Annotated in this window: 22 protein-coding genes; 9 read left to right on the top strand and 13 right to left on the bottom strand. The window is 55.7% G+C overall.

Annotation, left to right across the window (positions count from 1 at the left end):
• Positions 1-9: 9 nt before the first annotated feature.
• From tssC to E5C26_RS15195, 10 genes are all read right to left on the bottom strand, one after another.
• Positions 10-1,515 (bottom strand): type VI secretion system contractile sheath large subunit, encoded by a 1,506-nt coding sequence (gene tssC / locus E5C26_RS15240; RefSeq protein ID WP_012145726.1) that lies wholly within the window; start codon positions 1,513-1,515, stop codon positions 10-12.
• 3 nt (positions 1,516-1,518) lie between these two features.
• Positions 1,519-2,055: a type VI secretion system contractile sheath small subunit gene (gene tssB, locus E5C26_RS15235; protein ID WP_135317058.1), complete on the bottom strand. Its 537-nt coding sequence runs from the start codon at positions 2,053-2,055 to the stop codon at positions 1,519-1,521.
• A 105-nt stretch (positions 2,056-2,160) separates the two neighbouring features.
• Complete coding sequence (gene tssA / locus E5C26_RS15230) at positions 2,161-3,186, bottom strand: type VI secretion system protein TssA (RefSeq protein WP_135317057.1); 1,026 nt, start codon at positions 3,184-3,186, stop codon at positions 2,161-2,163.
• 23 nt (positions 3,187-3,209) lie between these two features.
• The gene (gene tagF, locus E5C26_RS15225; RefSeq protein ID WP_135317056.1) at positions 3,210-3,929 is read right to left on the bottom strand and encodes a type VI secretion system-associated protein TagF; all 720 of its coding nucleotides are present in this window, start codon (positions 3,927-3,929) and stop codon (positions 3,210-3,212) included.
• Between the two features lie 18 nt (positions 3,930-3,947).
• Positions 3,948-7,586 (bottom strand): type VI secretion system membrane subunit TssM, encoded by a 3,639-nt coding sequence (gene tssM, locus E5C26_RS15220; protein WP_135317055.1) that lies wholly within the window; start codon positions 7,584-7,586, stop codon positions 3,948-3,950.
• Positions 7,586-8,788 carry a DotU family type VI secretion system protein gene (locus E5C26_RS15215; RefSeq protein ID WP_135317138.1) on the bottom strand — a complete coding sequence of 401 codons (1,203 nt, stop codon included), beginning with the start codon at positions 8,786-8,788 and terminating at the stop codon, positions 7,586-7,588. Before E5C26_RS15215 ends, tssM begins: the two co-directional genes overlap by 1 nt.
• A 21-nt stretch (positions 8,789-8,809) precedes the next feature.
• Positions 8,810-10,156 (bottom strand): type VI secretion system baseplate subunit TssK, encoded by a 1,347-nt coding sequence (gene tssK, locus E5C26_RS15210; RefSeq protein ID WP_135317054.1) that lies wholly within the window; start codon positions 10,154-10,156, stop codon positions 8,810-8,812.
• A 40-nt stretch (positions 10,157-10,196) separates the two neighbouring features.
• Entirely contained in the window at positions 10,197-10,727 is a 531-nt protein-coding gene (gene tssJ, locus E5C26_RS15205; RefSeq protein ID WP_135317053.1) for a type VI secretion system lipoprotein TssJ, read from the bottom strand.
• Positions 10,728-10,752: 25 nt separating this feature from the next.
• Positions 10,753-11,253, bottom strand: coding sequence for a type VI secretion system accessory protein TagV (gene tagV / locus E5C26_RS15200; protein WP_135317052.1), 501 nt, complete (start codon positions 11,251-11,253; stop codon positions 10,753-10,755).
• A gap of 1,119 nt (positions 11,254-12,372) precedes the next feature.
• Entirely contained in the window at positions 12,373-13,305 is a 933-nt protein-coding gene (locus E5C26_RS15195; RefSeq protein ID WP_135317051.1) for a LysR family transcriptional regulator, read from the bottom strand.
• 97 nt (positions 13,306-13,402) lie between these two features.
• Between E5C26_RS15195 and pcp the strand changes: the two genes are divergently transcribed.
• Positions 13,403-14,050 carry a pyroglutamyl-peptidase I gene (gene pcp / locus E5C26_RS15190; RefSeq protein ID WP_135317050.1) on the top strand — a complete coding sequence of 216 codons (648 nt, stop codon included), beginning with the start codon at positions 13,403-13,405 and terminating at the stop codon, positions 14,048-14,050.
• 114 nt (positions 14,051-14,164) lie between these two features.
• Here the strand turns inward: pcp and E5C26_RS15185 are convergent, their stop codons facing one another.
• From E5C26_RS15185 to ydgT, 3 genes are all read right to left on the bottom strand, one after another.
• Positions 14,165-15,199: an NADP-dependent oxidoreductase gene (locus tag E5C26_RS15185; protein ID WP_135317049.1), complete on the bottom strand. Its 1,035-nt coding sequence runs from the start codon at positions 15,197-15,199 to the stop codon at positions 14,165-14,167.
• A gap of 76 nt (positions 15,200-15,275) precedes the next feature.
• Entirely contained in the window at positions 15,276-15,695 is a 420-nt protein-coding gene (gene uspC / locus E5C26_RS15180; protein ID WP_135317048.1) for a universal stress protein UspC, read from the bottom strand.
• Between the two features lie 152 nt (positions 15,696-15,847).
• Positions 15,848-16,063, bottom strand: a complete 216-nt coding sequence (gene ydgT / locus E5C26_RS15175) for a transcription modulator YdgT (protein WP_012145712.1) — start codon at positions 16,061-16,063, stop codon at positions 15,848-15,850.
• A gap of 1,391 nt (positions 16,064-17,454) precedes the next feature.
• Here ydgT and flhD point away from each other — a divergent pair.
• The 8 genes from flhD (at position 17,455) to E5C26_RS15130 (ending at position 26,587) form a co-directional block, all read left to right on the top strand.
• A complete protein-coding gene (flhD, locus tag E5C26_RS15165) occupies positions 17,455-17,805 on the top strand; it encodes a flagellar transcriptional regulator FlhD (RefSeq protein WP_044552100.1) in 351 nt (116 codons plus the stop codon).
• 2 nt (positions 17,806-17,807) lie between these two features.
• On the top strand, positions 17,808-18,389 hold the full coding sequence (gene flhC / locus E5C26_RS15160; RefSeq protein ID WP_037418921.1) for a flagellar transcriptional regulator FlhC: 582 nt from the start codon (positions 17,808-17,810) through the stop codon (positions 18,387-18,389).
• Positions 18,390-18,547: 158 nt separating this feature from the next.
• Positions 18,548-19,438: a flagellar motor stator protein MotA gene (motA, locus tag E5C26_RS15155; protein ID WP_017893240.1), complete on the top strand. Its 891-nt coding sequence runs from the start codon at positions 18,548-18,550 to the stop codon at positions 19,436-19,438.
• Positions 19,435-20,400 (top strand): flagellar motor protein MotB, encoded by a 966-nt coding sequence (motB, locus tag E5C26_RS15150; RefSeq protein WP_135317047.1) that lies wholly within the window; start codon positions 19,435-19,437, stop codon positions 20,398-20,400. Before motA ends, motB begins: the two co-directional genes overlap by 4 nt.
• Positions 20,401-20,404: 4 nt before the next feature.
• Entirely contained in the window at positions 20,405-22,378 is a 1,974-nt protein-coding gene (gene cheA / locus E5C26_RS15145) for a chemotaxis protein CheA (RefSeq protein ID WP_135317046.1), read from the top strand.
• A 32-nt stretch (positions 22,379-22,410) separates the two neighbouring features.
• Positions 22,411-22,911 (top strand): chemotaxis protein CheW, encoded by a 501-nt coding sequence (gene cheW / locus E5C26_RS15140; protein WP_012145706.1) that lies wholly within the window; start codon positions 22,411-22,413, stop codon positions 22,909-22,911.
• A 282-nt stretch (positions 22,912-23,193) separates the two neighbouring features.
• A complete protein-coding gene (locus E5C26_RS15135) occupies positions 23,194-24,864 on the top strand; it encodes a methyl-accepting chemotaxis protein (protein ID WP_135317045.1) in 1,671 nt (556 codons plus the stop codon).
• Positions 24,865-24,961: 97 nt separating this feature from the next.
• Entirely contained in the window at positions 24,962-26,587 is a 1,626-nt protein-coding gene (locus E5C26_RS15130; RefSeq protein WP_135317044.1) for a methyl-accepting chemotaxis protein, read from the top strand.
• Positions 26,588-26,607: the final 20 nt, after the last annotated feature.

Here is a 26,607-nt window from a genome sequence, read left to right as displayed (position 1 = left end):
TTCAGCGCATCAGGATGCGTCGTTTTGTTTCAGTGAAGGCAGTTTCGATACCAGACGCAGGGAGACGGTCAAGCCTTCCAATTGATAGTGCGGGCGCAGGAAGAACTTGGCGCTGTAGTAGCCCGGGTTGTCCTCAATCTCTTCCACCTGAACTTCCGCAGCGGCCAGCGGTTTGCGCGACTTGGTTTCCTGCGAGGAGTTGGCCGGGTCGCCATCCACGTAGTTCATGATCCAGTCGTTTAACCAGCGTTCCATATCGTCGCGCTCGCGGAAGGAACCGATCTTGTCGCGGACGATGCACTTCAGGTAATGCGCGAAGCGGCAGCAGGCGAACAGATAAGGCAGGCGGGCAGAGAGCTGGGCATTGGCAGACGCATCGGCGTCGTAGTATTCCGCCGGCTTTTGCAGCGACTGGGCGCCGATAAAGGCGGCAAAGTCGGAGTTTTTCCGGTGCACCAACGGCATAAAGCCGTTCTTGGCCAGCTCGGCCTCGCGACGATCGCTGATGGCGATCTCGGTCGGGCACTTCATGTCCACGCCACCGTCGTCGCTCGGGAAGGTGTGGCACGGCAGGTTCTCCACCGCACCGCCAGACTCCACCCCACGGATCGCGGTACACCAGCCGAACTCTTTGAACGAGCGGTTGATGTTGGCGGCCATGGCGTAGGCGGCGTTGGTCCAGGTGTAGTTACCGTGGTTCGCGCCGTCGGTTTCTTCCTCGAAGTCGAACTCGTCAACCGGATTGGTGCGGATGCCATACGGCAGGCGTGCCAGGAATCGTGGCATCACCAGGCCCAGATAGCGGGCATCTTCCGATTCGCGCAGGCTGCGCCAGGCGGCGTATTCGGTATTTTGGAAAATTTTGGTCAAATCGCGTGGGTTGGACAGCTCCTGCCAGGACTCCATCTGCATCACGCTCGGTGCGGTACCGGCGATGAACGGGCAGTGGGAGGCCGCACTGATTTTCGCCATCTCGCCCAGCAACTCTACGTCCTGCGGGCTGTGGTCGAAGTAGTAATCGCCCACCAGGCAACCGAAGGGTTCGCCGCCGAACTGGCCGTACTCTTCCTCGTACACTTTCTTGAAGATGGGGCTCTGGTCCCAGCCCACACCTTTATGGCGCTTCAGCGTGCGGCCCAACTCCTGCTTGGAAATGCTCATAAAGCGGATTTTCAGCATTTCGTCGGTTTCGGAGTTGTTAACCAGATAGTGCAGGCCGTGCCAGGCGCCTTCCAGCTTCTGGAATTCAGCGTGGTGGATAATCTGGTTAACCTGCTGCGACAGCTTTTCGTCGATTTCGGCGATCAGCGCCTGAATGGTGCGGTAGGCGTCAGAGGAGACAGTCACGGTGTTTTCCAGCGCCTGCTGCGCCAGGGTTTTTACCGCATTTTCCACCGCTTCCTTGGCCTGATCGGTCTTGGGGCGAAACTCTTTGTTCAGCAGCGCGCTGAATTCATCGCTGGAGAAAGCTTCGCTGGTCTGCAGCGCTTTTTGTTGCTGAGGCGAGTTGCTCATCGATTAGTCCTCACGCTGATTGTTGTCGTCCGTGGCGGCCGGTTTCGGCGCATCGGTCAGGGATTGCAGTAAAGCCGGGTTTTGCAAGATCTTGGAGATCAGCTCTTCAGCGCCGTTTTTACCGTCCATATAAGACAACAGGTTGGAAAGCTGGGTGCGGGCGTCCAGCAGGTTGTTCAGCGCGTCGACCTTGCGGGCAATCGCAGCAGGGGAGAAGTCTTCCATGCTTTCAAACGTCAGATCGATATTCAGCTTGCCTTCACCGGTCAGGGTGTTGTCGACCTGATAGGCAACGCGCGGTTTCAGCGATTTCATGCGCTCATCGAAGTTGTCGATGTCGATCTCCAGGAACTTGCGCTCATCAACGCTCGCCTGTGGATCAACCGATTTCCCCACCAGGTCTGCCATCACGCCCATCACGAACGGCAGCTGGATTTTGCGCTCTGCGCCATAAATTTCGACATCGTATTCAATCTGTACGCGCGGTGCGCGGTTGCGGGCGATAAATTTCTGCCCGCTACGGGATTTCGAGTTTGGCATGATTTACTCCATCTAATGGCGATTGGGAACGCGCCTCTTCCGGCTTGGAGAGTCAGGTTCAAATGCGGTTATGAGTATCGTTAAGAGAACAAAGGGGGTCGGCGGCTAGTTGTTCTCCTCGTTATCGGGGCGACCCAGAATGGTCTCCAGTTGGTTAAGACCATCGGGTGCCAAATCACGGATTATTTGCATAAAGTCCAGTGCAATCAGCCGCTGTACCCGGTCGATCATCAGCGGCGCCGGATGGCTGGGCTCATGAAGACGAAAATAGTGTTTTACCTTGTCCAGCATCAGTTGGGCGTCGTCGCGTGACTGAATTTGCGCACTGCGCCAGTTGAGCGTGGCGGCCGGGGCCGCTGTGGCCGCGCTCGTCGGGGGTGCGGCGATATCATCGGGCTGTTCGGCTGACTCGCTGACCGGGGCGCTGTCCTGGCCGAACTGAGCGACCAGGGCGAAAATTTTTGTCAGGTTGTGCATTTCCGGCAGGGCGCTTTCACCCAAATGGCGAGTGACCGTAGTACGGATGGCGCCGAGGGTTTCGGCGATACGCATCACCAATTGTGCTTCCGGGCGCTCCGGCTGGGACAATTCATCCTGCAGGCGCGCACGGCCACCAGGAAAGGTAGGGCACTCGAGCTTACTGCCGTCGAGCAAGGCCCCGGCGTCGCGCAGCGAGATTTCACCGGTAGCCCCTTTCAGCAGCGGCGCGGCGCGCACGCTGGTGGTTAGCGAGGCTTTGTCGCCGAGATCGGCCAGTACGTTGATGCGAAACAGCGGGTCAGCCTCGCCGTCGAACTCCAGCAACGGCAGCAGCGTGTCCCAGTAACGATCCAACGCCTGGTGGATCAGCATCAGGCCGTCGGCGTAGCCTTGCAACCCGCGCAGTTGCGTCCAGGCGCGGGTCAGGCACAGCATCACCCGTAAATCTTTGGTGCGTGTCAGCAGCGTGGTCGCAAGCCGCTCCACCTGCACCCAGTCCGGCGCTTCTGCCGGAATAATGGTGCTGCCGAACTGCTGCTCGCTCTTGCCGGTCGCAGCCTGCTCCATCGCCAGAAAGTCGGTGTCATATTCCAGGTTTTCGCCGCAGGGGTTTTCTGCGTCAACCGGGGCTAACAGAGTGTCGATAGCCATAAAATTTCCTTCAACAGGCGAGGTTAATCAAACATCTGCGGATATTGACCGCCACGACCGGGGCGCGCCCAGCCATTGGGTTCAAACAGCAGAGAGAACAGTTGCACGGTAAGGTTGCCACTGTGCACATGGGTATAGAGCGGGTGTCCGTCGGCCTGATTGGTCCACCAGAAACTGGTGTACTGCGCCGGGTCGAAACAGTCAGCCGCCTGTTGCCAGCCCAGGCCGGGCACGTCCGGATGCTGGAAGCCGATGATCGACAGGATCTCGGAATCGGCCTCCGCCGGTGGGGTCGGCAACGCAGGGATCTCCAGCAGCGAACGATCGAGCTGTTCGGCGGAAAAACCGTTGCGCACGCCATTGAGCAGCCGGTGGCCGAGCTGGTTGTACCATTCCGCCGCCATGTTCAACTGCTGAGTTCGCCAGTCTTGCTGGCAGAACAGGCGCAGGGCGCAGATCGGGTAATGACGGCCTACCCGGTCACGCGCGGGCAGCAGGCAGCCCATCTGGACATACTGACTGCCGAGCGTGGCCGGAATGACGAAGTTCCACACGGGCGCATTGCTGAAAGGATTTCCGTTCGGGCCCGGTGGATTGCGCTGCAGATTCACCAGGCCGTTATGGAACCAGTGGGCCCAATTGTTCACCACCAGATCCGGCAGGCGACGCTGCAGGAAGTCACCGGCGGAAGGGATCTTGCCATACCAGCCAATGCTTGTGGTCGGGCTCAGGTCATTGCTCATCATCTTGTCCTTTCGGGGCTACGGGCAGGAGAATGCCGGTAGCTGGAACGGATTGCGGATACTGTTGGGAGTAAACTCCAGCGTTACGCGGTGGCCATCCAGGTTAAAGGTGGCCTGACGGCCGAGGCTGCTGCTGCCGGCAGAAGTCTGCGCCATATCCACCAAACGGTTCAGCGCCCAGGGGCCGCTGGTGACCAGGCTGGCCGTGGAGCCGTTGGCCAGCGCCAGCTGCAGGTGCACCTGATTGGTATTACGGGTACCCGGCCAACTGATCACCAGAGGAACCTGCGGACCGTGGCTGTATTTGAACAGTTGCCCGTCGATATCCAGCGTCAGGTTGAGGATGTCGTTATCCATCCGTACCGGTCGAACGGTCACGCGGTAAGACGGCGTCGCGGTGCCGTTGGCAAAGAAGGCGTCACGAATGCGTTGCGCCTGCTGGAATGAACGCAGGATGCCTTCGCCACCGGGCAGCGTCTTGCCGTCTACGCCGGGAGTGAAACGCCAGTTGGCACGGGTGGTGTCGACCTTGCCCTGCAAATTGTCACGGAAGAAGCTGTCCATCAGCCCGCTGTTGGGCGCAAACATGCGCGCCAAATCGTCCGGCGTGACTTCCTGACGCGCCCTGGCGACCAGAGGATAACGCCCGGCAATCGCCTGGCGGCAGAAGCTGCCGACTTCGACGCTGATGCGCTTCTTGACGTTTTCCATCTCTTTGCGTTGCGTGTCGCTGCTGGCACCAATCGCCAGCGACAACAGCATCTGTTTGAACGGCACCGGCAAACGGCCGGACTCGGCCTGCAAGCGTGGGATGATATCGCTGGGCGGTGCCGACATGCCGCTGTTGGCCGCGCCCTGAACTGCGGTCAGGTAGCTGTACAGCTCATCAACCTGTTTTAGCACGCTGTCGAACGGGATCGCCTTGTTGCCTTCACCTTGACTTTGCGCCAGCTCGAGTAATGCGGCGAAATGCGCCATTACCAGTTGTTCCGGCTGGGCAGAGACATCGCCGTCGGCGTTGGCCGGTCGATTGGTGAACAGCGCTTCCAGTTGATGGTTGGCGCTCTGGCTCAGCCGGTCTTCGGTTTTATCCAGCAGTGAACGGGAGTCAGCAGTGCTTTTCTCGTCGCGCAGGGTGACATTCTTGCTGACGTTAACCAGCAGGTTACGCATCGGCGAAGGGTTGCCGGACAACAAGCGTGCGCTGCTGATGCGCTGACTCAGGTTTCCGATATTGGCCAACTGAATATCACCCAGCAGTTCATCCCAGGCACTGATAAAATCCTGCATGTACAGTTGGCGAATGGTCTTGATCAAATCGGCGTTTTTCTGATCCGGCGTTTTGCTGTTCAGCACCCAAACATCTTCCTGACGCAGGGTATCGGTCACCGGATCAATATTGTCGTTGAAGGTTTTCCAGTAGCCCCGAGAGGTGAATAGGCCCGGTACCCCGTCGGTCACCGGCTTGCCACTTTTACGCGAAAACGCCAGTTCGGTTTGCGGGCCGGCCAGGTCAACCAGGCTGACCGGTTTAATCTCGGTTTGCTTTAACAGCAGACGCTTCAGACGGCCGTACACCCGCTGTGACAGGGGCGCCCGGTTTAGCGCGGCCTGCGCCTGCTCCACCATGGGTTCATCTTTGGCGTAAGGCGAAGCCTGGATCTGTTCGTCGAGCAGTTGGCTCAGGTGCCATTCAATCTGCTGCAGCTGTTTCTGGGTGCTGCCCTGCGGCAGGTTGCGTTGCAGGTTGAGCATGACCCAGGCGCGCAGGAATTTGCCGTCGTACTGTTTCGGCAGATACAGCATCTGGTAGGCCTTCAGCGCTTCGTAGCTGAAATCGGCATCGCCGTGGTTGTCGTTGCGCAGCGTGGTGGCGATCTGCTGTGCCACCTGCGGCAGCAGCAATTCCTTCAGCGCTTTTTGATACAGCGAGTCGCTGGCATCACTGACCTGATCGCCACGATACAGCCCCATGCGATAGGTGAATGGGGGATCTTCCAGCGAGAAATTCTGACTGTCCGGCAAATGCAGCACGCTGTTGAGGAACGGCAGCAGCGAAAGCATATCGCCGTTGCCCAACTGCGTCAGACCCAGCCCCTGGCGCTCTACGCCGGGTACCTTGGCGGCCACTTCCGCCAGATAAGCCTTGTTGTTGCTGTAGCTGGTGAACCAGAAAATCGCCAGGATCGCCAGGCAAGCCGCCAGCAGGATATAACCCGCCCAATGCACTGCGCGGTTACGGTATTCCCACCAGCGGTTGCTGCCCGCCAACCCGGACTCCTGGAAAATCACCGATTCCAGCGTGTCTTTCAGGAAGAAACTTTGGCCCTTGCCCGCCGGGATTGGCGCGGCTGAGTCCACATGGTTCCAGGCCGGGTTGGCGTGGGGTTGGCTGCTCGCCGTCGGCAATTGCAGGTAACGGTTCAGTTCGCCCATCACCCGGTCGAACGGCAGGCCTTCCTGGGTGCCGCTGGTGAAGTAAATACCGCGCGGGGTGAAGCGGGTTTCAAAACTGGAGGTGGCAAACACCTGTTCCAGATACTGGCCCAGCAACGGACGCAGGGCCGCGAATTCCTGTGGGAACAGATAGCTTTCAGCGCGCTGGCGACTATCGTGTTCAACCAGCAAGGTCTCAGGCAGCGCGGCATCCAGCCGTTGCTGCAGCAAGCCATACTGTTGTTCGAAGGTGGCATTCAGATTGAAATCTGGCTGACGCGATGCCTCATAGGGGAAGGTGAACCCCCAGATTTGTTCGCGCTGCGCCTTATCAAAGCCGTTGAAATAGGCCATAAAGCCGTTAAGCAGGTCGGTCTTGGTCACCAACACATAAACCGGGAAATGGATCCCCAACTGTTCATGCAGCTCAATCAGGCGTTTACGCAACGAGCTGGCCTGCGCCGCGCGGGCTTCACTGCTGTCGCTCAACAGATCGGCGATGCTGATGGTCACCATCACGCCGTTGATCGGCTGACGGGTACGGTATTTTTTCAACAGGCCGACGAAGCTTTTCCACTCGTCGGCGTCTTCTTCGCGCTGGCTTTCCTGAGTGGTATAACGACCGGCGGTATCAAGCAGCACCGCGTCATTGGTGAACCACCAGTCGCAGTTACGGGTACCGCCCACGCCGCGCAGGGCAGATTTGCCGAAGCGATCCGCCAGCGGAAAATGCAGACCGGAGTTGACCAGCGCGGTGGTTTTACCGGCACCTGGCGCACCGATGATCACATACCACGGCAGTTGGTAGAGATATTGGCTGCTGAAGTGGGTCATCCAGCGGTGTTTGCTGTCCCCCTGACCCGGTGCGAAACGGGCTTTCTTCAACAATTGCGCCGCTTCATCAAAGCGCTGGGCCAGCTGTTCATCCTGTTTGGCTACCGGCTTACCGTTTTCAGCCGGGACTTCTTCGGCGGCACGCAGGTTACTCAGCAGGCGGCGGTTGAACCAGGCACTGTAGAGGCGTGGAATAATGCGGCACAGGAACCAGATCAGATAGATAGCGCCGATGGTTAACTGGCGGTTGAGTTCCGGCTCCAGCGGCCGATAATCACCGATAGCCACCAACGGGCCGATCATCCAGATGATGAACGCCAGCGCGGTAATGCCGGCAAAGCCCCATAACAGGCGGCTGGTGATGATGGAGAATAACGTACTGAGCATTACTTTCCGTTTCCTTGCGGCAAGCCGTTGATTTCCGCCTGGGTATTTTCTGGCGCAACCAACAGCGTAATTTCTACCCGGCGATTCAGCGCGCGGTTCACTTTGCTATTGTTCGGGGCGACCGGGTTACTTTCACCGCGGCCTTCCGCCTTCACCCGTTGCGGGTTGTCGAGGTGCTTTTGCAGTTGGGCGCTGACTGCGTCGGCGCGTGCCAGTGACAACTCCCAGTTGGAAGCGAAGCGCGCGCTGCGGATCGGCAGATTATCGCTGTAGCCGGTGACCAGGATCTTGCCGCTGACGCCGTTCATCGCCGCGGCAATGCGGTCAATGACCGGAATATAGTTGCTGCGCACCGTCGTCGCAGCGGAGTCAAACAGGCCATCCCCTTTCAGGATCACCACGCTCTGTTGGGCTTCGTCACGCACCACCACCAGACCTTCGGCAATTTCTTTGCGCAGGAAGCTTTTCAGGCTCAGCGTCGGGGGGGCCGCCGGTGCCGGATTGCTGATGGTAACCTGTGGCAGATTGGTCTGATAAATGGCCGCCAACACCGGACTGGTGCTGTCGCCCAGTCGCCAGTTGAGGGCGATAAACAGCAATGACGCCAGAAAACCGGTCAATGCCACGCAGGCCCATAGTGGCACCAGCGGGCGCCACAATTTTTGCTGTACCGGCAGATCCAGTGCGTTGGGGGACAGCGGCGGAGCGTAACCACCGCGTACCGAGCGGATCAGTTGCAGCAGGCGTTGTTTCATGGTTTCCAGCTGCGAGCGGCCGTTTTCCATCACTCGATAGCGGCCTTCGAACCCCAGCAGCAGGCAGAAGTTAATCAGTTCCAGCAGTTGGATGTGTTCACGCGGACTTTGCGACAGCTTGGCCAGCAGTTGGAAGAACTTCTCCCCGCCCCAGGTTTCGTTGTGAAAAGTGACCAACAACCCGCTGCCGGACCAGACGCTGCTGCTGCCCCAGGGCGTTAGCGCGGCGGCTTCGTCCAGCGCGGTACACAGGCAATAACGTGCACCGATAATCACTTCATACGGCAGATTGGCGCGCTGCCCCTGGAGTTCGAAGTGGCGAACTTTATCGATCAGTTGCTGGCGCAGCTGCGCCGGATTGGCATGGGTGGCCGACTGGCGGATTTGCGAAATGGCGTTCAGCAAAGGGTTCGCGGCTTCTACCAACGGGTTGCCCGTCGGCGTCATGTTATTTTCCTGAGTCATAGGTTACCGGTCCGTATGGCTGCGAATCGCCCAGAATTCCATATCCAGACCCGGGAAGTCGCCGGCCAGGTGCAGAGCGAAGGCGCTGGATTTTTCCATCTGCTTCCACAGGTCACTGCCTTTTTCCAATTCGAAATAGGTATAACCCGCGTGATAGGGGATCTGGCGTGGTGCCGCCGGCATGGTACGCAGCCCGATGCCCGGCAGTTGCAACTGCACCAGATCGCGGATCCGCGTGACCGGGGCAATCTTCATTTGCGCCGGGAAGTGAGTCAGCAGCACTTCGGCGGCGACATCGGCACGTACCGCCAGCACGAAGCCGAAGTCGCGCATCATTTTGGTGTCCTGGACGGTGGCAATGTTCAGGCCATGCGAGCGTTCGACCAGCGTCAGTTGGATGGCGTTGTCTTCCAGCACCACCGACAGTCCCTGACGCAGCAACAGCATCAGCTTGCCGAAACACAGCGCCAGGTTGTCGTGGTCATATACCGGCAGCCGGGCTTCCGGTGTGCGCTGCGCCGAGAAACTGGCCAGCTCGGTGGCGAACTGCAGCCAGTCGGCGAACAGGCGTTCCGGGTGCAGGTGATCGAGATGGTAAGCGTGGCTCACCTGGCCGAGATGGCGGTTAATCAGTTGCAGCAGCATGAAATCGACCATCTCGGAACTGCCGCCGCGCCCTGGTTGCAGCAGGCGCTGACTCATCTGCTGGCTGCGCTGTAGCAGCAGGCCTTGCAGATCGTTGATAAAGGTTTTCAGCACCGGGCTTCCCTGGCAGTTCAGCATCGGCGGAATTTGCACCTGATCGAGACGCAGGCTGGCATCACCGCGTTTTTCCAGCACCCGGGTTACGCCGAGGGCCGTCCATTCGGCATTGAGATCGCTTTCCAGCATCAGACGCAGGCGCAACTGACCAAACTGCAATGCCGCGCTGCCGACCGACACGGCGTTCAGGTCGTCGACTTCGTTTTCATAGGCCAGATAGCGCGCCAACGCATCCGGTGCTTCCTGAAAAATCACGTCTTCACGGCCCGCGCGGTAGGTTGGCAATGCCAGAACCACGTTTTCGCCAGTCTTGTTTTCGGCGATAGTCAGCGGGGCAGGCGCCTGCTGGGCGCCGGAGAAACGAAATGGCGTGCCGTCCGGCATGATGCCACTGGCGGCGTTAAGCGCAATTTTGCCCTGACGCAGCAGGGTTTGATCCAAATCCAGATGGAGGAAGCCCCAAAAACAGCCTTGGTGGGCCTGGCCCCAATTGCGCATGTAGCTTTCGAGATAGTTTTCCGCCTGCTGGAAATGATGAGGGCGCAAAAACATCCCTTCAGTCCAGACGACCTTATGAGCATCTTTCATCGTCACACCTATAGTTACTTCGCTTGGGCACAGCGGCGGGTCAGTCGGGATCTTTCACAGTACGCAGGCCATTAATGCCTGCCACGATGTGGGCTTCCAGCTCATCCGGCGAGAATTGCCACACCTTGTAGAAATTGGTCTCTGTCGGTTCCGGCAGCGGCAGTGAAATGCGCCAGGCTTTGCCATCGAGGTTCTGGTATTCGGCGATGATGCCGATATAACGGGTTTCCAGCGTGCTTTGGCCGCCGAGTTTTTTTCCCCTTTGCCCCGGTGTCAGGAAGAACTGATCGCTGTCCAGCAGGCTGTTGCCAAGCACGCTTTTGGCATCGCTCTGCAGGCTGAAGAAGTCGGCGTCCATAAATTCCGCATCGGAACGTAACAGCAGTACCCGAATTTTTATCGGTGCCGGCCGTTGGCCTGCCGCGGCGTTCACCTGGCTGTCGGCATCGAACACCAGGCTATAACGTGAGGGCACGCTCTTGGCAGAGGACATGCAGCCGTTGAGCACCAATGCGCCCAACAGCAGGAACACTATCCCGCACCAGCGGGAGAGGGTGGGTGTTGTTATCATGGTGAGTCTCGTCAACCAAGGGGGACTACTGAAGGATCCAGGTGGCAGAGCCGCTGTCTTTACAGGCTTTGCTGTCACCGCCGACTTTCACGCAGTCCTGCCGGGTTGCGCGATTACGGCGCGGTAAATCTTTACGCAGCGTCGATTTGTAGCGCGAAACCGGTACGCCGGCGTTGGCCTGGATGTAACCCATCAGGTTTCCACCTTCGGCCTCGGTGATCGCCAGCCAATGATTTTCGACTTCCCCCAGCACATAGAAAGCGGCGGCATTGTCCAGGCTGCCGACGGCGCTGCCGTTGTAACCCGGGCTACTCATGATGCTGGCCGCGTACAGGCTGCGGTATTCCTTGCCGATGGGTTTGAACTGTTGCGGGGCCGTGATGGCTGCGCGGTGCTGGAGCTTGACGCCGTCCACTTCGCTGCTGGTCAGGGCGTTGATATCGAGAACCGGCGGTGGCGGTGGCGGGGTGGAACAACCGGCAAGCGTCAGGGCGGCTAGCAGCGTTAGAGCAATCCGTGTTTTCACAATATCCTCTTTGATCTTTTTATGGGCAGAAATGAAATGAAGGGCTGTGTAATCAAAACGCCTATTTCAGGGCGCAAGCAGCAATAGCTTTAGCCGATTGGCCACAGTGAGCATGGTCAATACGAAAGTGGCACTTTTGCTGATTGAAGTTGGTTTTGGGAATGATGCGATCCAGGACGCCACCGTTGAGCAGTAGCTCCTTGCGGGCGAGTTGCCGTCGTTCAGACTTGGCTTGGGGTGCAGACGCGGGGAAACCTCCACGCCGGCTAACGCCAAAATGGAGACATCCGGATTGATGTTGTCCCTGCCGGTGGCAAGAACGATAAAGTACGCTTGGGCGCAGTGGTTTTACGACTTTCATTGTGTGTGTCAGGCTTCCTGTAGATATCAGCGAGCAGTTGGCTGCATCGCTCAAAAACAATCCCGTTTTTCGGTTTAATAGATATCAGGCTACTTCACAATCTTGATGTTATTGGCTGCTTGTATGTCGTGGTTTTGTAGAGGCGGTGGTCAGGTTTTCAAGACTCAAAAGTTCCGGTGAACTTCTCCTCCCGGAAGGCGCTTAAACCGCGGCTAAACAGGGTAGAAGGAATTGAGTAATGATAAGATAATTCGTAGTTTCTCTGGCTTTTGACATAGCTACCGCACGAGAATTGACGCGCGATCCCGATAGCGTATCTGTCACGATTTGAGACATGGGCTGACGAAAAACTTAACAAAGTTTACATATAAACAAAGAATCTGCAGTCTACAATAGCCCTGAAAATTTGCAAAATAACCTTCTGGATCAATGCCTAATTCGTTAACTCACTCGCATTTTTTATTTTATATATAAAAAACATATGGTTGCTGTTTTCGTTAATGGGGTTTTGATTTATTTGGGTCATTGGTAATACCATGAAATAATTGTGTAACACTTAAGCCAATGTACTTAAATAACAACTATTTTTTAACGAAAAAAAAGTGACAGGCTGTTTTATGTGCTTACCATTTGCAGGGTAAAGATGATCACATATATAAATAAGAAGAATGTAATTTAGGAGGATTCCTATTTGTATGAATGCGAAGCCAGTCGCACCGGGGCGCTTGGCTTGGTTGTTAATACAGCAGAATGGATGATTAACGGTGGAAAGAAGGAAGATTGAGTTGGCTGAGGATGTTGCATAACCATGCCAGCGCCGGGTCGCGTTTAACCTGTCGGCCGGCGACACATTCGATAGGGAAGGCAGGCATGGCCAATTCACTGGGGAGCGGCAGGAACTGAATTCGTGAAGGATCGGCAAATTGGCGGGCAACGCTGGTGGCAAGGGTGGCGATCAGATCGCTACCCGCCACCACGGCAGGCAGCGCGATAATATGTGAAAACGTAGCGGCAACCCGCCGTTCCAGCCCCATTTCAGTCAAGCGCCGGTCGATGACTCCGCGTGCCGAACCATCGTCCGATGGTGCATAAAGCGCGTGGGGCAGGCTAATGTACTGTTCCAAACCCCAGCTTTCGGCTGCTATCTGTGGGTGATGCCGACTGGCGATACAGGTAAAACTCTCGTTAAACAATGGCTGCACCAGCATGCCTTCCGGCACTTCAAGATGCCCACCCAGGGCTACATCAATCTCTCCACGCTCAAGTTGTTGTACCACCGTGCGCCGATCCAGCCGTGATACGCGGATATCAATACCGGGTGCAGCCTGACGTAGCCGACTGATGATGGTGGGTAACAGTGTGATATCCGCATAATCACCGGCTGCCAGCCTAAAGCGGCGCTGGCTGGCCGTTGCCGGATCGAAACGGGTCGGCGGTGTTAATGCCTGATGGATCTGCTCCAACACCGGTTGTATCTGCAACATCAGTTGGTGAGCACGGGCGGTGGGCAGCATGCCGCCGCCGCTGCGGACGAACAAGGGATCGTCAAACAGGGTTCGGAGCCGGGCCAGCGCATTACTCACCGAAGGTTGAGCGCGGTTCAGACGGTGGCCGGCGACGGTGACATTACGCGTTTGGTACAACGCCTCAAACACCACCAAAAGATTGAGATCGACGTTGGATAAATTCATATTATGAATACTCTATATACAGATAATCCATTTCCAGAATCATACCGCGTTGTTTAGGCTGAGAGCACGCTGATTCAATAACAACACAGGTGTGGCGATGGACAGGGTATTAGTGACGGGTATAGAGCCATTTGACGGCGACGCGATTAATCCTTCATGGCAAATTGCGCAAGCTCTGGCCGGGGAACAGGTGGCGGGTGCGGAGGTGGTGGTCCGCCAATTGGCTTGCGTGCTGGGTTTGTCCAACCAGCAGCTCATTACCGCCATTGAAGAGTTGCGTCCAAAGGTGGTTATCTGTTTGGGACTGGCCGGCGGGCGCGGAGAAATTTCCGTTGAGCGGGTAGCCATCAACCTGATCGATGCCCGTATTCCTGATAATGCCGGTAAACAACCGATAGATGTACCGGTGGTGGAGGGCGGACCGGTAGGCTATTTCTCCACGTTGCCGGTGAAAGCGATTGTGCACAATCTACGTCAGTCAGGCATTCCGGCTGCGGTTTCGCACACGGCGGGAACCTACAACTGCAACCAGCTTTTTTATGGCCTGAGTCATTATATCGCCAGCCATAAGCTGGCGATCAAGGGCGGTTTTATTCACATTCCCTACAGCCATGAGCTGGCGGTCAATCATCCGGGAAAATCCAGTATGGCGCTAGCCACGATGATCGAGGCGGTACGCAGTATTGTGCATACCTCACTGACGGTGGGGGAAGATTTAACCCTCACCGGGGGGGCGCTACATTGAGGTGCCGGTGAAGTGTTCAGTGCTTCATGGTAGGGGCGCCGCATGCTGCGCCCTTTCGCATAATCAATGGGTTAAATAGGGTCGAACTCATGTTCGACCCCTGCCGATTTAGCGTTACTCGTCGCCGACGCGGATCACCAGTTTGCCGAAGTTTTTGCCTTGTAGCAGGCCGATAAATGCCTGTGGCGCATTTTCCAGTCCGTCGACCAGATCTTCGCGGAATTTGATTTTTCCCTGCTCAACCCACTCGCCCATCTGCTGCAGGAATTCGCCAAAGCCTTCTGCATAGTCATCAAAAATAATGAAACCCTGCATGCGGATGCGTTTACGCAAGATCAGCCCCTGCAGCATCGGCAGGCGATCCGGGCCGGCAGGCAAGTCGGTGGCATTGTAGTGGGCGATAATGCCGCACACCGGAATACGCGCCTGGGTATTGAGCAGTGGGATCACCGCATCAAACACCGCACCGCCGACGTTCTCGTAGTAAATGTCGATGCCCTGCGGGCAGGCGGCGGCCAGCTGCTCGGCAAAATCAGACGCCCGGTGATCGACACAGGCGTCGAAACCCAGCTCTTCTACTACATAGCGGCATTTTTCTTTACCGCCGGCCACACCGACCACGCGGCAACCTTTCAGTTTGGCGACCTGCCCGACGACTGAACCGACGGCGCCACTGGCGGCAGCGACTACCAGGGTTTCACCGGGTTTCGGCTGACCAATATCCAACAGGCCCATATAGGCGGTGAAGCCCGGCATGCCCAGCACGCCGAGTAGGCGGGAAGGGTGTTTCTGCTCCGGACCGAGGTTGCGCAAGCCGCTGCCGTCAGATAAAGCATAATCCTGCCAGCCGTCGTAGCCCAACACCCAGTCACCGGGTTTGAAGTCGGGATGTTGTGACGCAACAACACGTGATACCGTGCCGCCAACCATCACTTCACCGATCTCTACCGGTGGCGCGTAAGAAGGGGCATCGCTCATCCGGCCGCGCATGTAGGGATCCAGTGACAGATAGACGGTACGTAACAGCACCTGGCCAGCGGCGGGTTGCGGCGTAGCCACGTTTTCCAGGCGGAAATTGTCTGCGGTAGGCTCACCGTGCGGGCGTGAGGCGAGTAAAAAACGGCGGTTGTGTTGCATAGACTGGGACATCAGACATTCCTTATGCGGATGGAGTCCCAAGTCTAGTCAATCATTGACCAGAGCAAATAGCCGAATGTGCTCAGCGTTAAAGAGGAATGATCAGTACGTCGATATGGCTGGTATTGATAAAGCGTGCAGCAGAGCAGGAAACCTTGTTCATCATGCTGTCGCTATGATTGCCGCAAACCACCAGATCAAAAGGTTGCTGACGGCTGGCGTAGTTAAGGCTATCCCCCAACTCGCCGTGGACGATCAACGTATCGGCTATTGGATAATCGGCCCGCAGGCGTAATTCCTCCATAAACAGCAGTGTTTCTTCCTCCATTAATGCACGCAGATCGCCCAGCATCGGCCCGGCGAAGTTATTGTACATTTCTGGATTGGCGATCATGCTCAGCAGGGTGATTTTTCCGTTGTAGGGGCGCACGATGGAAACGGCTTTTTCAACCAGGCGATGGCTGTCTGCCGCCACGGCGACGGTAACCAAAACGTTTTGATATCCCATCTTCCGCTCCTGTTTCCTGTCGTTAAGGTAAAAGAGTAGAGCCTGGCGAAACTAATAAATGTGTTTTGTATCACGCGCGTCAATAAATCATGGGACATTGCCGTTATTTAGCAATAAATGATAAACAGGCACGCGCGCGCAATTAAAGAAAATTATAGCACCTGTGCCCACAGTGTTTTGGGTACCTTGCCCAAATCGAACAGTTTTCCGGCAACCAGTTCCGCCCGGCGATGATCGGCAGCACGGTACATGTTGCTGATTTCAATATCATTATCAATAGAATAGTTAAGCTTGTCATACACTTTCTCAACGCTGTCCAGGCTGGTGCATTTCCGGAATGTCATCAGGTAATCCAGGGTATCTGTCATGATTAAAATATAACCTGTTAATAGTTGTAGTTGGACGAAGAAACATCACCCTGTCATCAAGACAGTAGCAAAAGAGTGTGATGTGGGACCTGAAAAATTAATTTCAAATAAATAAATTTCAATACGGTAATAGATGGCTGAGTACGAGGTGACCCTGCGTTGCGAATAATAATATGCCCGTGGATTGTCGGCAATGCCTGGCTGTCGATCGGCATGCAAAATAGGGAAAGTCTCAGGCCCCAGCAATCCAGGTGGCTAGAGGCAGGAAAGGCTTCCCCCGACCAATGCGTGCTGCGGCGTGCTGGCCCCAAGATCCCGCAACCACTCAATGGGATCTTTCCATTCCTTTAGTGAGGATGTCACATAGGGTATACCCGCCACTGAGCAAAACGGTTGGCCGGCCGTCTGGCAGTCACTTCCTATCCAGGGTGTATAGATGAAACGCGGGTATAAAATAAAACGAAACTGCATTTTGATTTATAAGAGTGATAGTGACCTTTATTGACTGATAAATATCAGCGGAGCTTTCAGCCATTTTTAATTTTCGATAAAAAATCATTAAAGTTTAAATGAGTATTGCCGATAAAACGTTCTGGAATACTTTTCGCAAAAAAATATCGAAACCTGCTACTTTCATCCGCTCAGCTTGGAAATATATCGTTACGTCTGTTTTCTTGTTCACAACCTAAGCGAGCTATTGTTAACCAAATAAGAACAATAGATGAAAATTAAAACAACCAATGGCACCGATTTTAAGTCAAATCCGAAACCTAATAGCCTTATAGTTCACGTGCGTTATTTTTCAACGTGGATAGTTTATGGCTTATTAAATGGTTATTTGTACTGCTTTTATCGGCTACGAGCAGATTTTTGTTCTGTTATTTTAGTTTGGTAATGCTTTTGTTCGAATTGATCTAAAAAAGATATTTTTTTGGCTTATATACATTGTTTTTAAGACGTTTTTTTACTTATGGTTGTTTTTTGGTCAAAAACAAGGTTAAAAAACAGGCGGCGATCGAGATATTTGGCTTAAATATTTTTTATTTTTGTGACTTAGATCACATTGTATTTAAAATTGCCTCTTACTTACATTGTGTGTGCTAACGGTTCGGGGGTAGAGTTGCGCTGCATTAGGAATAATCTTATTAATTTTGTAAAAATAGTTTCACAGTGATTACACACTGCTGAAGCAAAATGCTGTACATCCATACACGTAGGTTTACGCACGTATCAAATACTGAATGACGGTTCGAAATTAGTGATGTTGATAAATTTATAACGGACGTTATTCAGGGATTCATTTGCCAACTTAGGGAACAAACCCAGGTCACGGGCGATAAAAATTATCACCCAGCGTATGTTTTTAAACATAGTCTGTCGGGATGGGGAATATGGGTACGTCTGAATTACTTAAGCATATTTATGACATCAATTTGTCATATTTACTTTTAGCACAGCGTCTGATTAATGATGAGAAAGCATCGGCAATGTTCCGTCTGGGGATCGACGAGACTATGGCTGATGCACTTGCTCAGCTCACGTTGCCACAAATGGTTAAACTGGCTGAGACCAACCAGTTGGTTTGTCACTTCCGTTTTAACGATCACCAGACGATCGAGCGCCTGACGAAAGAATCGCGTGTGGACGATCTGCAGCAAATCCATACCGGCATTTTGCTATCAAGCCATTTACTGCAAGAACTATCGGCTAAAGACGGTAGTGCGACGAAGAAAAGAGCTTGAAGATGGCAGAGAAAAGTATTGTTCAGGAAGCCAAGGATATTCAGCTGGCAATGGAGCTGATTACGCTGGGCGCCCGTTTGCAGATGCTGGAAAGCGAAACTCAGCTCAGCCGCGGGCGTTTGATCAAACTGTATAAAGAATTACGCGGCAGCCCACCGCCGAAAGGGATGTTACCGTTCTCGACCGACTGGTTTATGACCTGGGAACAGAACATCCATTCATCGATGTTTTATAACGCCTACAGCTTCCTGATGAAGAGTGGGCACTGCACTGGCGTTGAGGCGGTGATTAAAGCCTATCGGTTGTATCTGGAACAGTGTCCACACCAACCGGGAGAGGCACCGTTATTGGCGCTGACCCGAGCCTGGACGCTGGTGCGTTTCGTCGATAGCGGCATGCTGCAGCTCTCTGCCTGTAACTGCTGTGGCGGCACTTTCATCACCCACGCGCACCAACCGTTGAACAGTTTTGTATGCAGTTTATGCCAGCCCCCATCCCGCGCAGTAAAAAGACGTAAACTTTCGCCGCAACTGGCCGATATTATTCCTCAACTGCTGGACGAGCAGGTTAAACGCGCGATTTGAGCCGGCGACAGCGCCGGTTTATCCAGACATAAATCGATTTGTGACACGCAGGGTTCGGCATGCCGAGCCTATCGACGCAGCCCAGCCTGCTGCGTCGGTGCGTCTCAAACGCGCGCTTATCCCACCTTCCATCCACATTGTTAATTTAAGGAATGCGTGTGCTAGTTATTTTGGGTTATCTCGTGGTATTGGGTGCGGTCTTTGGGGGCTACCTGATTGTGGGGGGCCATCTGGGCGCGCTTTATCAGCCGGCAGAATTTTTGATTATCGGCGGCGCGGGTATCGGCGCTTTTATCGTGGGCAACAACGGTAAGGCGATAAAATCCACGCTGCGCGCCATCCCCAAGCTGATGCGTCGTTCGAAATACAGTAAAGATTTATACATGGACCTGATGGCGCTGCTGTTCCTGCTGCTGGCCAAATCTCGTCAGCAGGGCATGCTGTCCCTCGAATTCGATATTGATAATCCGCAAGAAAGTGAAATTTTCTCTAATTATCCGCGCATTCTTGCCGATAACACCCTCGTAGAGTTTATTACCGATTACTTACGGCTGATGGTGAGCGGCAACATGAATGCGTTTGAGATCGAAGCGTTGATGGACGAAGAGATCGAAACCTTTGAACAGGAAAGCGAAGTCCCGGCAGGCAGTCTGGCGATGGTCGGTGACTCGTTGCCGGCCTTCGGTATTGTGGCGGCGGTGATGGGGGTGGTGCATGCGCTGGCCTCGGCCGATCGCCCGGCAGCCGAGCTGGGCGCGTTGATCGCCAACGCCATGGTCGGCACCTTCCTCGGTATTTTACTGGCCTACGGTTTTATCTCGCCGCTGGCTACCTTGCTGCGCCAGAAAAGCGCCGAAAACGTCAAAATGATGCAGTGCATCAAGGTCACTTTACTGTCCAGCCTCAATGGCTACGCACCGCAGATTGCCGTCGAATTCGGCCGTAAAACCTTGTACACCACCGAGCGTCCGTCCTTCGTCGAGCTGGAAGAACATGTGCGCCGGGTGAAAGCGCCGGCACAGCAGGCGACGGAAGAAGAACAGGCATGAAACAGAATCACCCGGTTGTTTTGGTCAGAAAACGCAAGTCGCATCAGGCCAGCCATCACGGCGGCTCCTGGAAGATTGCTTACGCCGATTTTATGACGGCGATGATGGCGTTTTTCCTGGTGATGTGGCTGCTGGCTATCGCCAGCCCGCAGGAGCTGACGCAAATTGCCGAATATTTCCGCACGCCGTTAAAAGTGGCGCTGACCAGCGGTGACAAGAGCAGTTCGGAAAGCAGCCCGATTCCCGGAGGAGGCGATGACCCGACTCAGCAGGACGGACTGGTGAAAAGGCAGATCGATACGCTGGAGAAACGCGACGAGGAACTGCGGTTGAACAAGCTGCGGGAAAAGCTCGATGAGCTGATTGAGTCCGATCCGCGGCTGAAAGCGCTGCGCCCGCATCTGCTGATCAACATGATGGATGAAGGTCTGCGCATTCAGATCATCGATAGCCAGAATCGCCCGATGTTCAAAACCGGCAGTGCGCAGGTGGAAAGCTATATGCGTGACATCCTGCGGGCGATTGCCCCGATCCTCAATGATCTGCCGAATAAAATCAGCCTGTCCGGCCACACCGACGATATTCCTTACGCCACGGGTGAGCGGGGTTACAGCAACTGGGAGCTTTCGGCCGATCGCGCCAATGCTTCACGGCGTGAGCTGATTGCCGGCGGGTTGTCGGAAGGGAAGGTGCTGCGGGTGGTGGGCATGGCTGCCACCATGAGCCTGAAACAGCACGGCGCCGATGATGCCATCAACCGCCGTATCACCGTGCTGGTGCTGAACAAGCAAACCCAACAGGGCATTGAACACGAAAATGGCGAAAGCAACGCAATGGATGTTGCTCAGCCGGTCGAGCTAAAGTCGCTGGCCCCAGCGGCGACGGCTCCGGCCACCCTCATTGCACCGGAGCAGCCGGCGGCTGACCCAGTACCGACTAACAGCGACTCACAGCAGAGGTGATCCCGTGAGCATGGATATTAGTGCGTTTTATCAGACCTTTTTTGATGAAGCAGACGAGTTGCTGGCCGATATGGAGCAACACCTGCTGGAGTTGGATCCGCTGGCGCCGGACATTGAGCCGCTGAACGCCATTTTCCGCGCAGCGCATTCCATCAAAGGTGGTGCGGCGACCTTTGGCTTTACGGTACTGCAGGAAACCACCCATCTGCTGGAAAACCTGCTCGATGGTGCGCGGCGTCAGGAAATGAGCCTGAGCACCGAGATTATCAACCTGTTTCTGGAAACCAAAGACATTATGCAGGAGCAACTGGACGCCTATAAGACGTCGCAAAAACCTGACGCCGACAGCTTTGAATACATCTGCCAGGCGTTGCGGCAGCTGGCGTTGGACGCACAGCAACAGGATGCCCCCGCAGCGCATCCGGCCACGGAACAGGCCGTCGCAGTCCCAGCAGCTATTGAAGGCGGAATGCGAATTTGCCTGAGTGGCCTCAAGCCCAGCGAAGTCCCGCTGATGCTCGAAGAGCTGGGGAATCTGGGCGAGGTGAAAAATCCGCAGCAGACCGAAAACAGCCTGGAAGTGACGCTGCTGACCTCCGCCAGCGAAGATGACATCAGCGCGGTACTCTGTTTTGTGCTGGAGCCGGAGCAAATCAGCTTCGCCACACCGCCGCAGGCCGAAGTCGCGCCAGTCGCACCGGTACAGTCAGCGCCTGCCGCCTCGGTAGCTCCAGTGGTCAAACCGGCTCCTGCGGCTGTCGAAGTCGCCAAACCACGGGCCAAGGCCAGTGAATCCACCAGCATCCGCGTAGCGGTAGAGAAAGTGGACCAATTGATCAACCTGGTCGGTGAACTGGTGATCACCCAATCGATGCTGGCGCAACGTTCGGGCAGCCTGGATCCGGTGAATCACGGTGACCTGCTCAACAGCATGAGCCAGTTGGAACGCAACGCGCGCGACCTGCAAGAGTCGGTGATGTCGATCCGCATGATGCCGATGGAGTACGTGTTCAGCCGCTTCCCTCGACTGGTGCGCGATCTGGCCGGCAAACTGAATAAACAGGTGGAGTTGCAGCTCCAGGGCAGCTCGACCGAACTGGATAAAAGCCTGATCGAACGCATTATCGATCCCTTGACCCACCTGGTGCGCAACAGTCTGGATCACGGCATTGAAGATCCGGATACGCGCGTCGCGGCCGGTAAATCGGCGGTGGGTAATCTGATCCTGTCGGCGGAACATCAGGGCGGCAATATCTGCATCGAGGTGACCGACGACGGCGCCGGTCTGAACCGTGAGAAAATTCTCGCCAAAGCGGCCTCACAGGGGCTGGCCGTCAGTGACAGCATGAGCGATGAAGACGTCGGCATGTTGATCTTTGCGCCGGGCTTTTCCACTGCAGAACAGGTCACCGATGTGTCCGGTCGCGGCGTCGGCATGGACGTAGTGAAGCGAAATATTCAGGAGATGGGTGGGCATGTAGAAATCCATTCTCAGGCAGGCAAGGGCACCGCGATCCGTATCCTGCTGCCGTTGACGCTGGCCATTCTCGACGGTATGTCGGTCAAGGTGAACGACGAAGTGTTTATCCTGCCGCTCAACGCGGTGATGGAATCACTGCAGCCGCAGGCCGAAGACCTGCATCCATTGGCCGGTGGCGAGCGGGTGTTGCAGGTGCGCGGTGAATATCTGCCGCTGGTGGAACTGTTCCGGGTGTTCGAAGTGGCAGGTGCCAAAACCGATGCCACTCAGGGCATTGTGGTGATCCTGCAAAGTGCCGGTCGTCGCTATGCGTTACTGGTAGATCAATTGGTCGGTCAGCATCAGGTGGTGGTGAAGAATCTGGAAAGCAACTATCGCAAAGTGCCGGGTATTTCCGCCGCCACTATTCTCGGCGATGGCAGCGTGGCGCTGATTGTCGATGTCTCGGCGCTGCAAACGCTGAACCGTGAACAGCGTCAGACCGACGCAGCCGCATAATAATTAATCTATTGATTTGAAGGGTGAATGACATGGCAGGACTGGCAACCGTCAGCAAACTGGCTGGCGAAACGGTAGGGCAAGAATTCCTGATTTTTACCTTGGGCAATGAGGAATATGGCATTGATATCCTCAAGGTGCAGGAGATCCGCGGATACGATCAGGTGACTCGCATCGCCAACACTCCGGCCTTTATCAAGGGCGTCACCAACCTGCGCGGCGTGATTGTGCCGATTATCGACTTGCGGGTGAAGTTTGCTCAGCAGGATGTGTCTTACGATGAAAACACCGTGGTGATCGTACTGAACTTTGGTCAACGGGTGGTGGGTATTGTGGTTGACGGCGTATCCGACGTGCTGTCGCTGACCACCGAGCAGATCCGTCCGGCACCGGAATTTGCCGTGACCCTGGCGACCGAGTACCTGACCGGCCTGGGTTCGCTGGGTGACCGTATGTTGATCCTGGTGGATATCGAAAAGCTGCTGAGCAGCGAAGAGATGTCCCTGGTCGACAGCGTGGCGAAAAGCGCCTGATCTGTCGAATCCTCTGTAGGGGCGCTGCATGCCGCGCCTTTAAGGCGGCTAACAATGCCCGTTATTAGGGAGAGCGTGCCGAAGGGGTCGTAGCGGCTTGTCCGCCGGAGCCGCCCCTCGGTGCGCTAGGCCCGGGTATCTCAGGCTTAAAGGCAACCTTTGCATCAAAACCCTACATAAAAATAGTTACCTCCCCGCATAAAGTTCTTTCCCGCCGCGCCGATAACTCTGTCAATCAACGTAATCAGGGCCTGTCCGCGCGGGCGTTTATCAAGGGAAAACATGTTTAATCGTATGAAGGTGGTCACCAGCCTGTTACTGGTGCTGGTGTTATTTGGCGCCTTGCAGCTGGTTTCAGGCGGGCTCTTCTTCTCCTCACTGAAGAATGACAAAGAAAACTTCACCGTATTGCAGACCATTCGTCAGCAACAGTCCGAGCTGAACGAAAGCTGGGTCAACCTGCTGCAGGCTCGCAACACACTAAACCGTGCCGGTATCCGCCACATGATGGACACCAACAATATTGGCAGCGGCGCCACCGTCGCCGAGCTGCTGGCGCGAGCCAAAAGCAACCTGGTGGTGGCAGAGCAACACTACGCCGCCTATGACAAAATTCCTCTCAATGCCCGTCAGGACGTGCAGTCGGCCGAAAAACTCAAGCAGCAATACGGCATTTTGCATGGCGCCTTGACCGAACTGACCGTGTTACTGGGTGAAGGCAAAATCAACGCCTTCTTTGACCAGCCGACACAAAGCTATCAGGACGCGTTCGAAGATATCTACAACACCTACCTGGCGCAGAACGACAAGCTTTACCAGAACGCAGTGGAAGACAGTAACAACTCCTTCAACTTCGCTATCTGGACGTTGGCGGTGGTGCTGTTGGCCGTATTGGCGGTGATTGTCCTGGTGTGGAGCGGTATTCACCACATTCTGGTGCGTCCGCTGAACCGCATGATTGAACACATCAAAATGATTGCCGCCGGCGATCTGACCCAGCCGATCGCCGTGACCAGCCGCAATGAAATGGGCGTGCTGGCCGCCAGCCTCAAACATATGCAAAACGAACTGATCGACACCGTCAGCGGTGTGCGCCAGGGGGCCGACGCTATCTACAGCGGCGCATCCGAAATTGCCGCCGGTAACAACGATCTCTCTTCACGTACCGAACAGCAGGCCGCCTCACTGGAGGAAACCGCTGCCAGCATGGAGCAGTTGACCGCCACCGTGAAACAGAACGCCGAAAATGCCCGTCAGGCCAGCCAACTGGCGTTGAGCGCTTCCGAAACCGCGCAGAAAGGCGGCAAGGTGGTGGCCAATGTGGTGCAAACCATGCATGACATCGCCGGAAGTTCGCAGAAAATTGCCGACATTACCGGCGTGATCGACGGTATTGCCTTCCAGACCAACATCCTGGCATTGAATGCAGCGGTAGAAGCGGCACGCGCCGGTGAACAGGGCCGTGGTTTTGCGGTGGTCGCTGGCGAAGTGCGCAATCTGGCACAGCGCAGTGCCCAGGCGGCGAAGGAAATCAAAGGATTGATCGAAGATTCCGTCAATCGCGTTGATATGGGCTCGGTACTGGTGGAAAGCGCCGGTGAAACCATGGGCGATATCGTCAATGCCGTCACCCGCGTTACCGACATCATGGGGGAGATCGCTTCGGCGTCCGACGAACAGAGCCGTGGTATCGATCAGGTCGGCCAGGCGGTAGCGGAAATGGACCGCGTCACCCAGCAGAACGCCTCACTGGTGGAAGAGTCCGCCTCTGCGGCCGCAGCGTTGGAAGAGCAGGCCAGCATGCTGACCCAGTCGGTGGCGGTGTTCCGTTTAAAAGCGGCAGGCCAGGACGAATTCAAAATGCCTGTCAGCAGCAAGGCAACAGTCACTCCGGTACTCAATCATAAAAAAATGAACGCCAGCGATCCGCAGGATAACTGGGAAACGTTCTAACCGGCATTAGGCCTCCTCCTGTTAGGGGGAGGCCGATTCCCCGTCTGCTTTGCCAGAAATCTGAGCTGGCCATCGGCCGGCTGCAAGGAGGTTCACAGTGTTTAACCGAATCCGCGTCTCTACCAGTCTGTTTCTGTTGTTGATGACTTTTTGTGTTATGCAGTTGGCCACCAGCGGCTTGTCGTACACCGCTTTTCGTTCCGATAACCACAACCTGAATCTGATCACCCTCGGCAGCCAGCAGCGCGATGCTCTTAGCCTGAGCTGGGTATCGCTGTTACAGGCTCGCAATACGCTCAACCGCGCCGGTACCCGTGCGGCGCTCAAGCTGCCGCAGGATCAGGTCAATGCGCTGATGGGCAACGCGCGCAGTTCACTGCAAAAAGCCGACCTCTATTTCAACCAGTTCCTGGCAGTACCGCGCAACAGCGAACAGGAACAGCAACTGACCGCAACCACCAAGGCCAGCTATGACCGGCTGCGCGGCGCACTGCGTGAGCTGATTGGCTTCCTGGAGAACGATAACCTGCAGGCGTTTATGGACCAGCCGACGCAGAAAACCCAGGACCTGTTCGAAGCCGATTTTGTCCAGTATCTGCAACTGGTCAGTGCCAACGTCAGCGATGCCAACGCGGCGAATCAGCGCTCCTTTACCCTGTCTGGTTGGTTGGTGGCCGGTGCGGTGCTGATGCTGATTGTGGTCACCGGCAGCGCCATGTGGTGGCTGCGTAATATGTTGGTAAGACCGCTGGATATTATGCGCAGTCATTTTGACCGCATTGCCGCCGGCGATCTGGCTACGCCGATCCAGGTGTATGGCCGTAACGAAATCAGCCAACTGTTCGCCAGCCTGCAGCGTATGCAGCAATCGCTGATTGGCACCGTGGGTGCGGTGCGCGACGGGGCGGAGTCGATCCTGATCGGCCTGCAGGAAATTTCCGAGGGCAATAACGATCTCTCTTCCCGTACCGAACAGCAGGCCGCCTCGTTGGAAGAAACCGCCGCCAGCATGGAGCAACTGACCGCCACGGTGAAACAGAACGCCGATAACGCACGTCAGGCTTCGCAACTGGCGCGTGATGCTTCCACCACGGCGGCCAAAGGCGGCGAGCTGGCGGGCGACGTGGTCACTACCATGCATGACATTGCCAACAGTTCGCAGAAGATTGGCGCCATTACCAGCGTGATCGACGGCATTGCTTTCCAGACCAATATTCTGGCGCTGAATGCAGCGGTAGAAGCGGCGCGCGCCGGTGAGCAGGGCAGAGGTTTTGCGGTGGTGGCCGGTGAAGTACGCAATCTGGCGCAACGTAGCGCGCAGGCAGCGAAAGAAATCAAAGGGCTGATCGACGAATCGGTCAGCCGCGTCAAGCAAGGGTCGGTGCTGGTGGAAAACTCCGGTGCCACCATGCAGGACATCGTTCGTTCAGTCACCCGGGTTACCGACATTATGGGTGAAATCGCCTCGGCATCTGATGAGCAAAGCCGCGGTATTGAACAGGTGACGCAGGCAGTAACCCAGATGGATCAGGTAACACAACAAAACGCCGCACTGGTGGAGGAAGCGGCCTCGGCGGCCATCGCGCTGGAGGAACAGGCGATAACCCTGGCCGACGCGGTAGCGGTATTCCGCCTGGCGGACGATAACTTCACCGCCCCGGCCAACTCTCAAAACGCAGTTTCACCCGTGGTAAAGGAAGCCCCAGATTGTCAAACCGCATAAGCAGCCCGTTTTTTTTGAGT

This window comes from Serratia proteamaculans (assembly GCF_004684015.1).
GTDB classification, from domain to species: Bacteria; Pseudomonadota; Gammaproteobacteria; order Enterobacterales; family Enterobacteriaceae; genus Serratia; species Serratia proteamaculans_F.
This window is presented reverse-complemented; position numbering and strand designations above follow the sequence as displayed.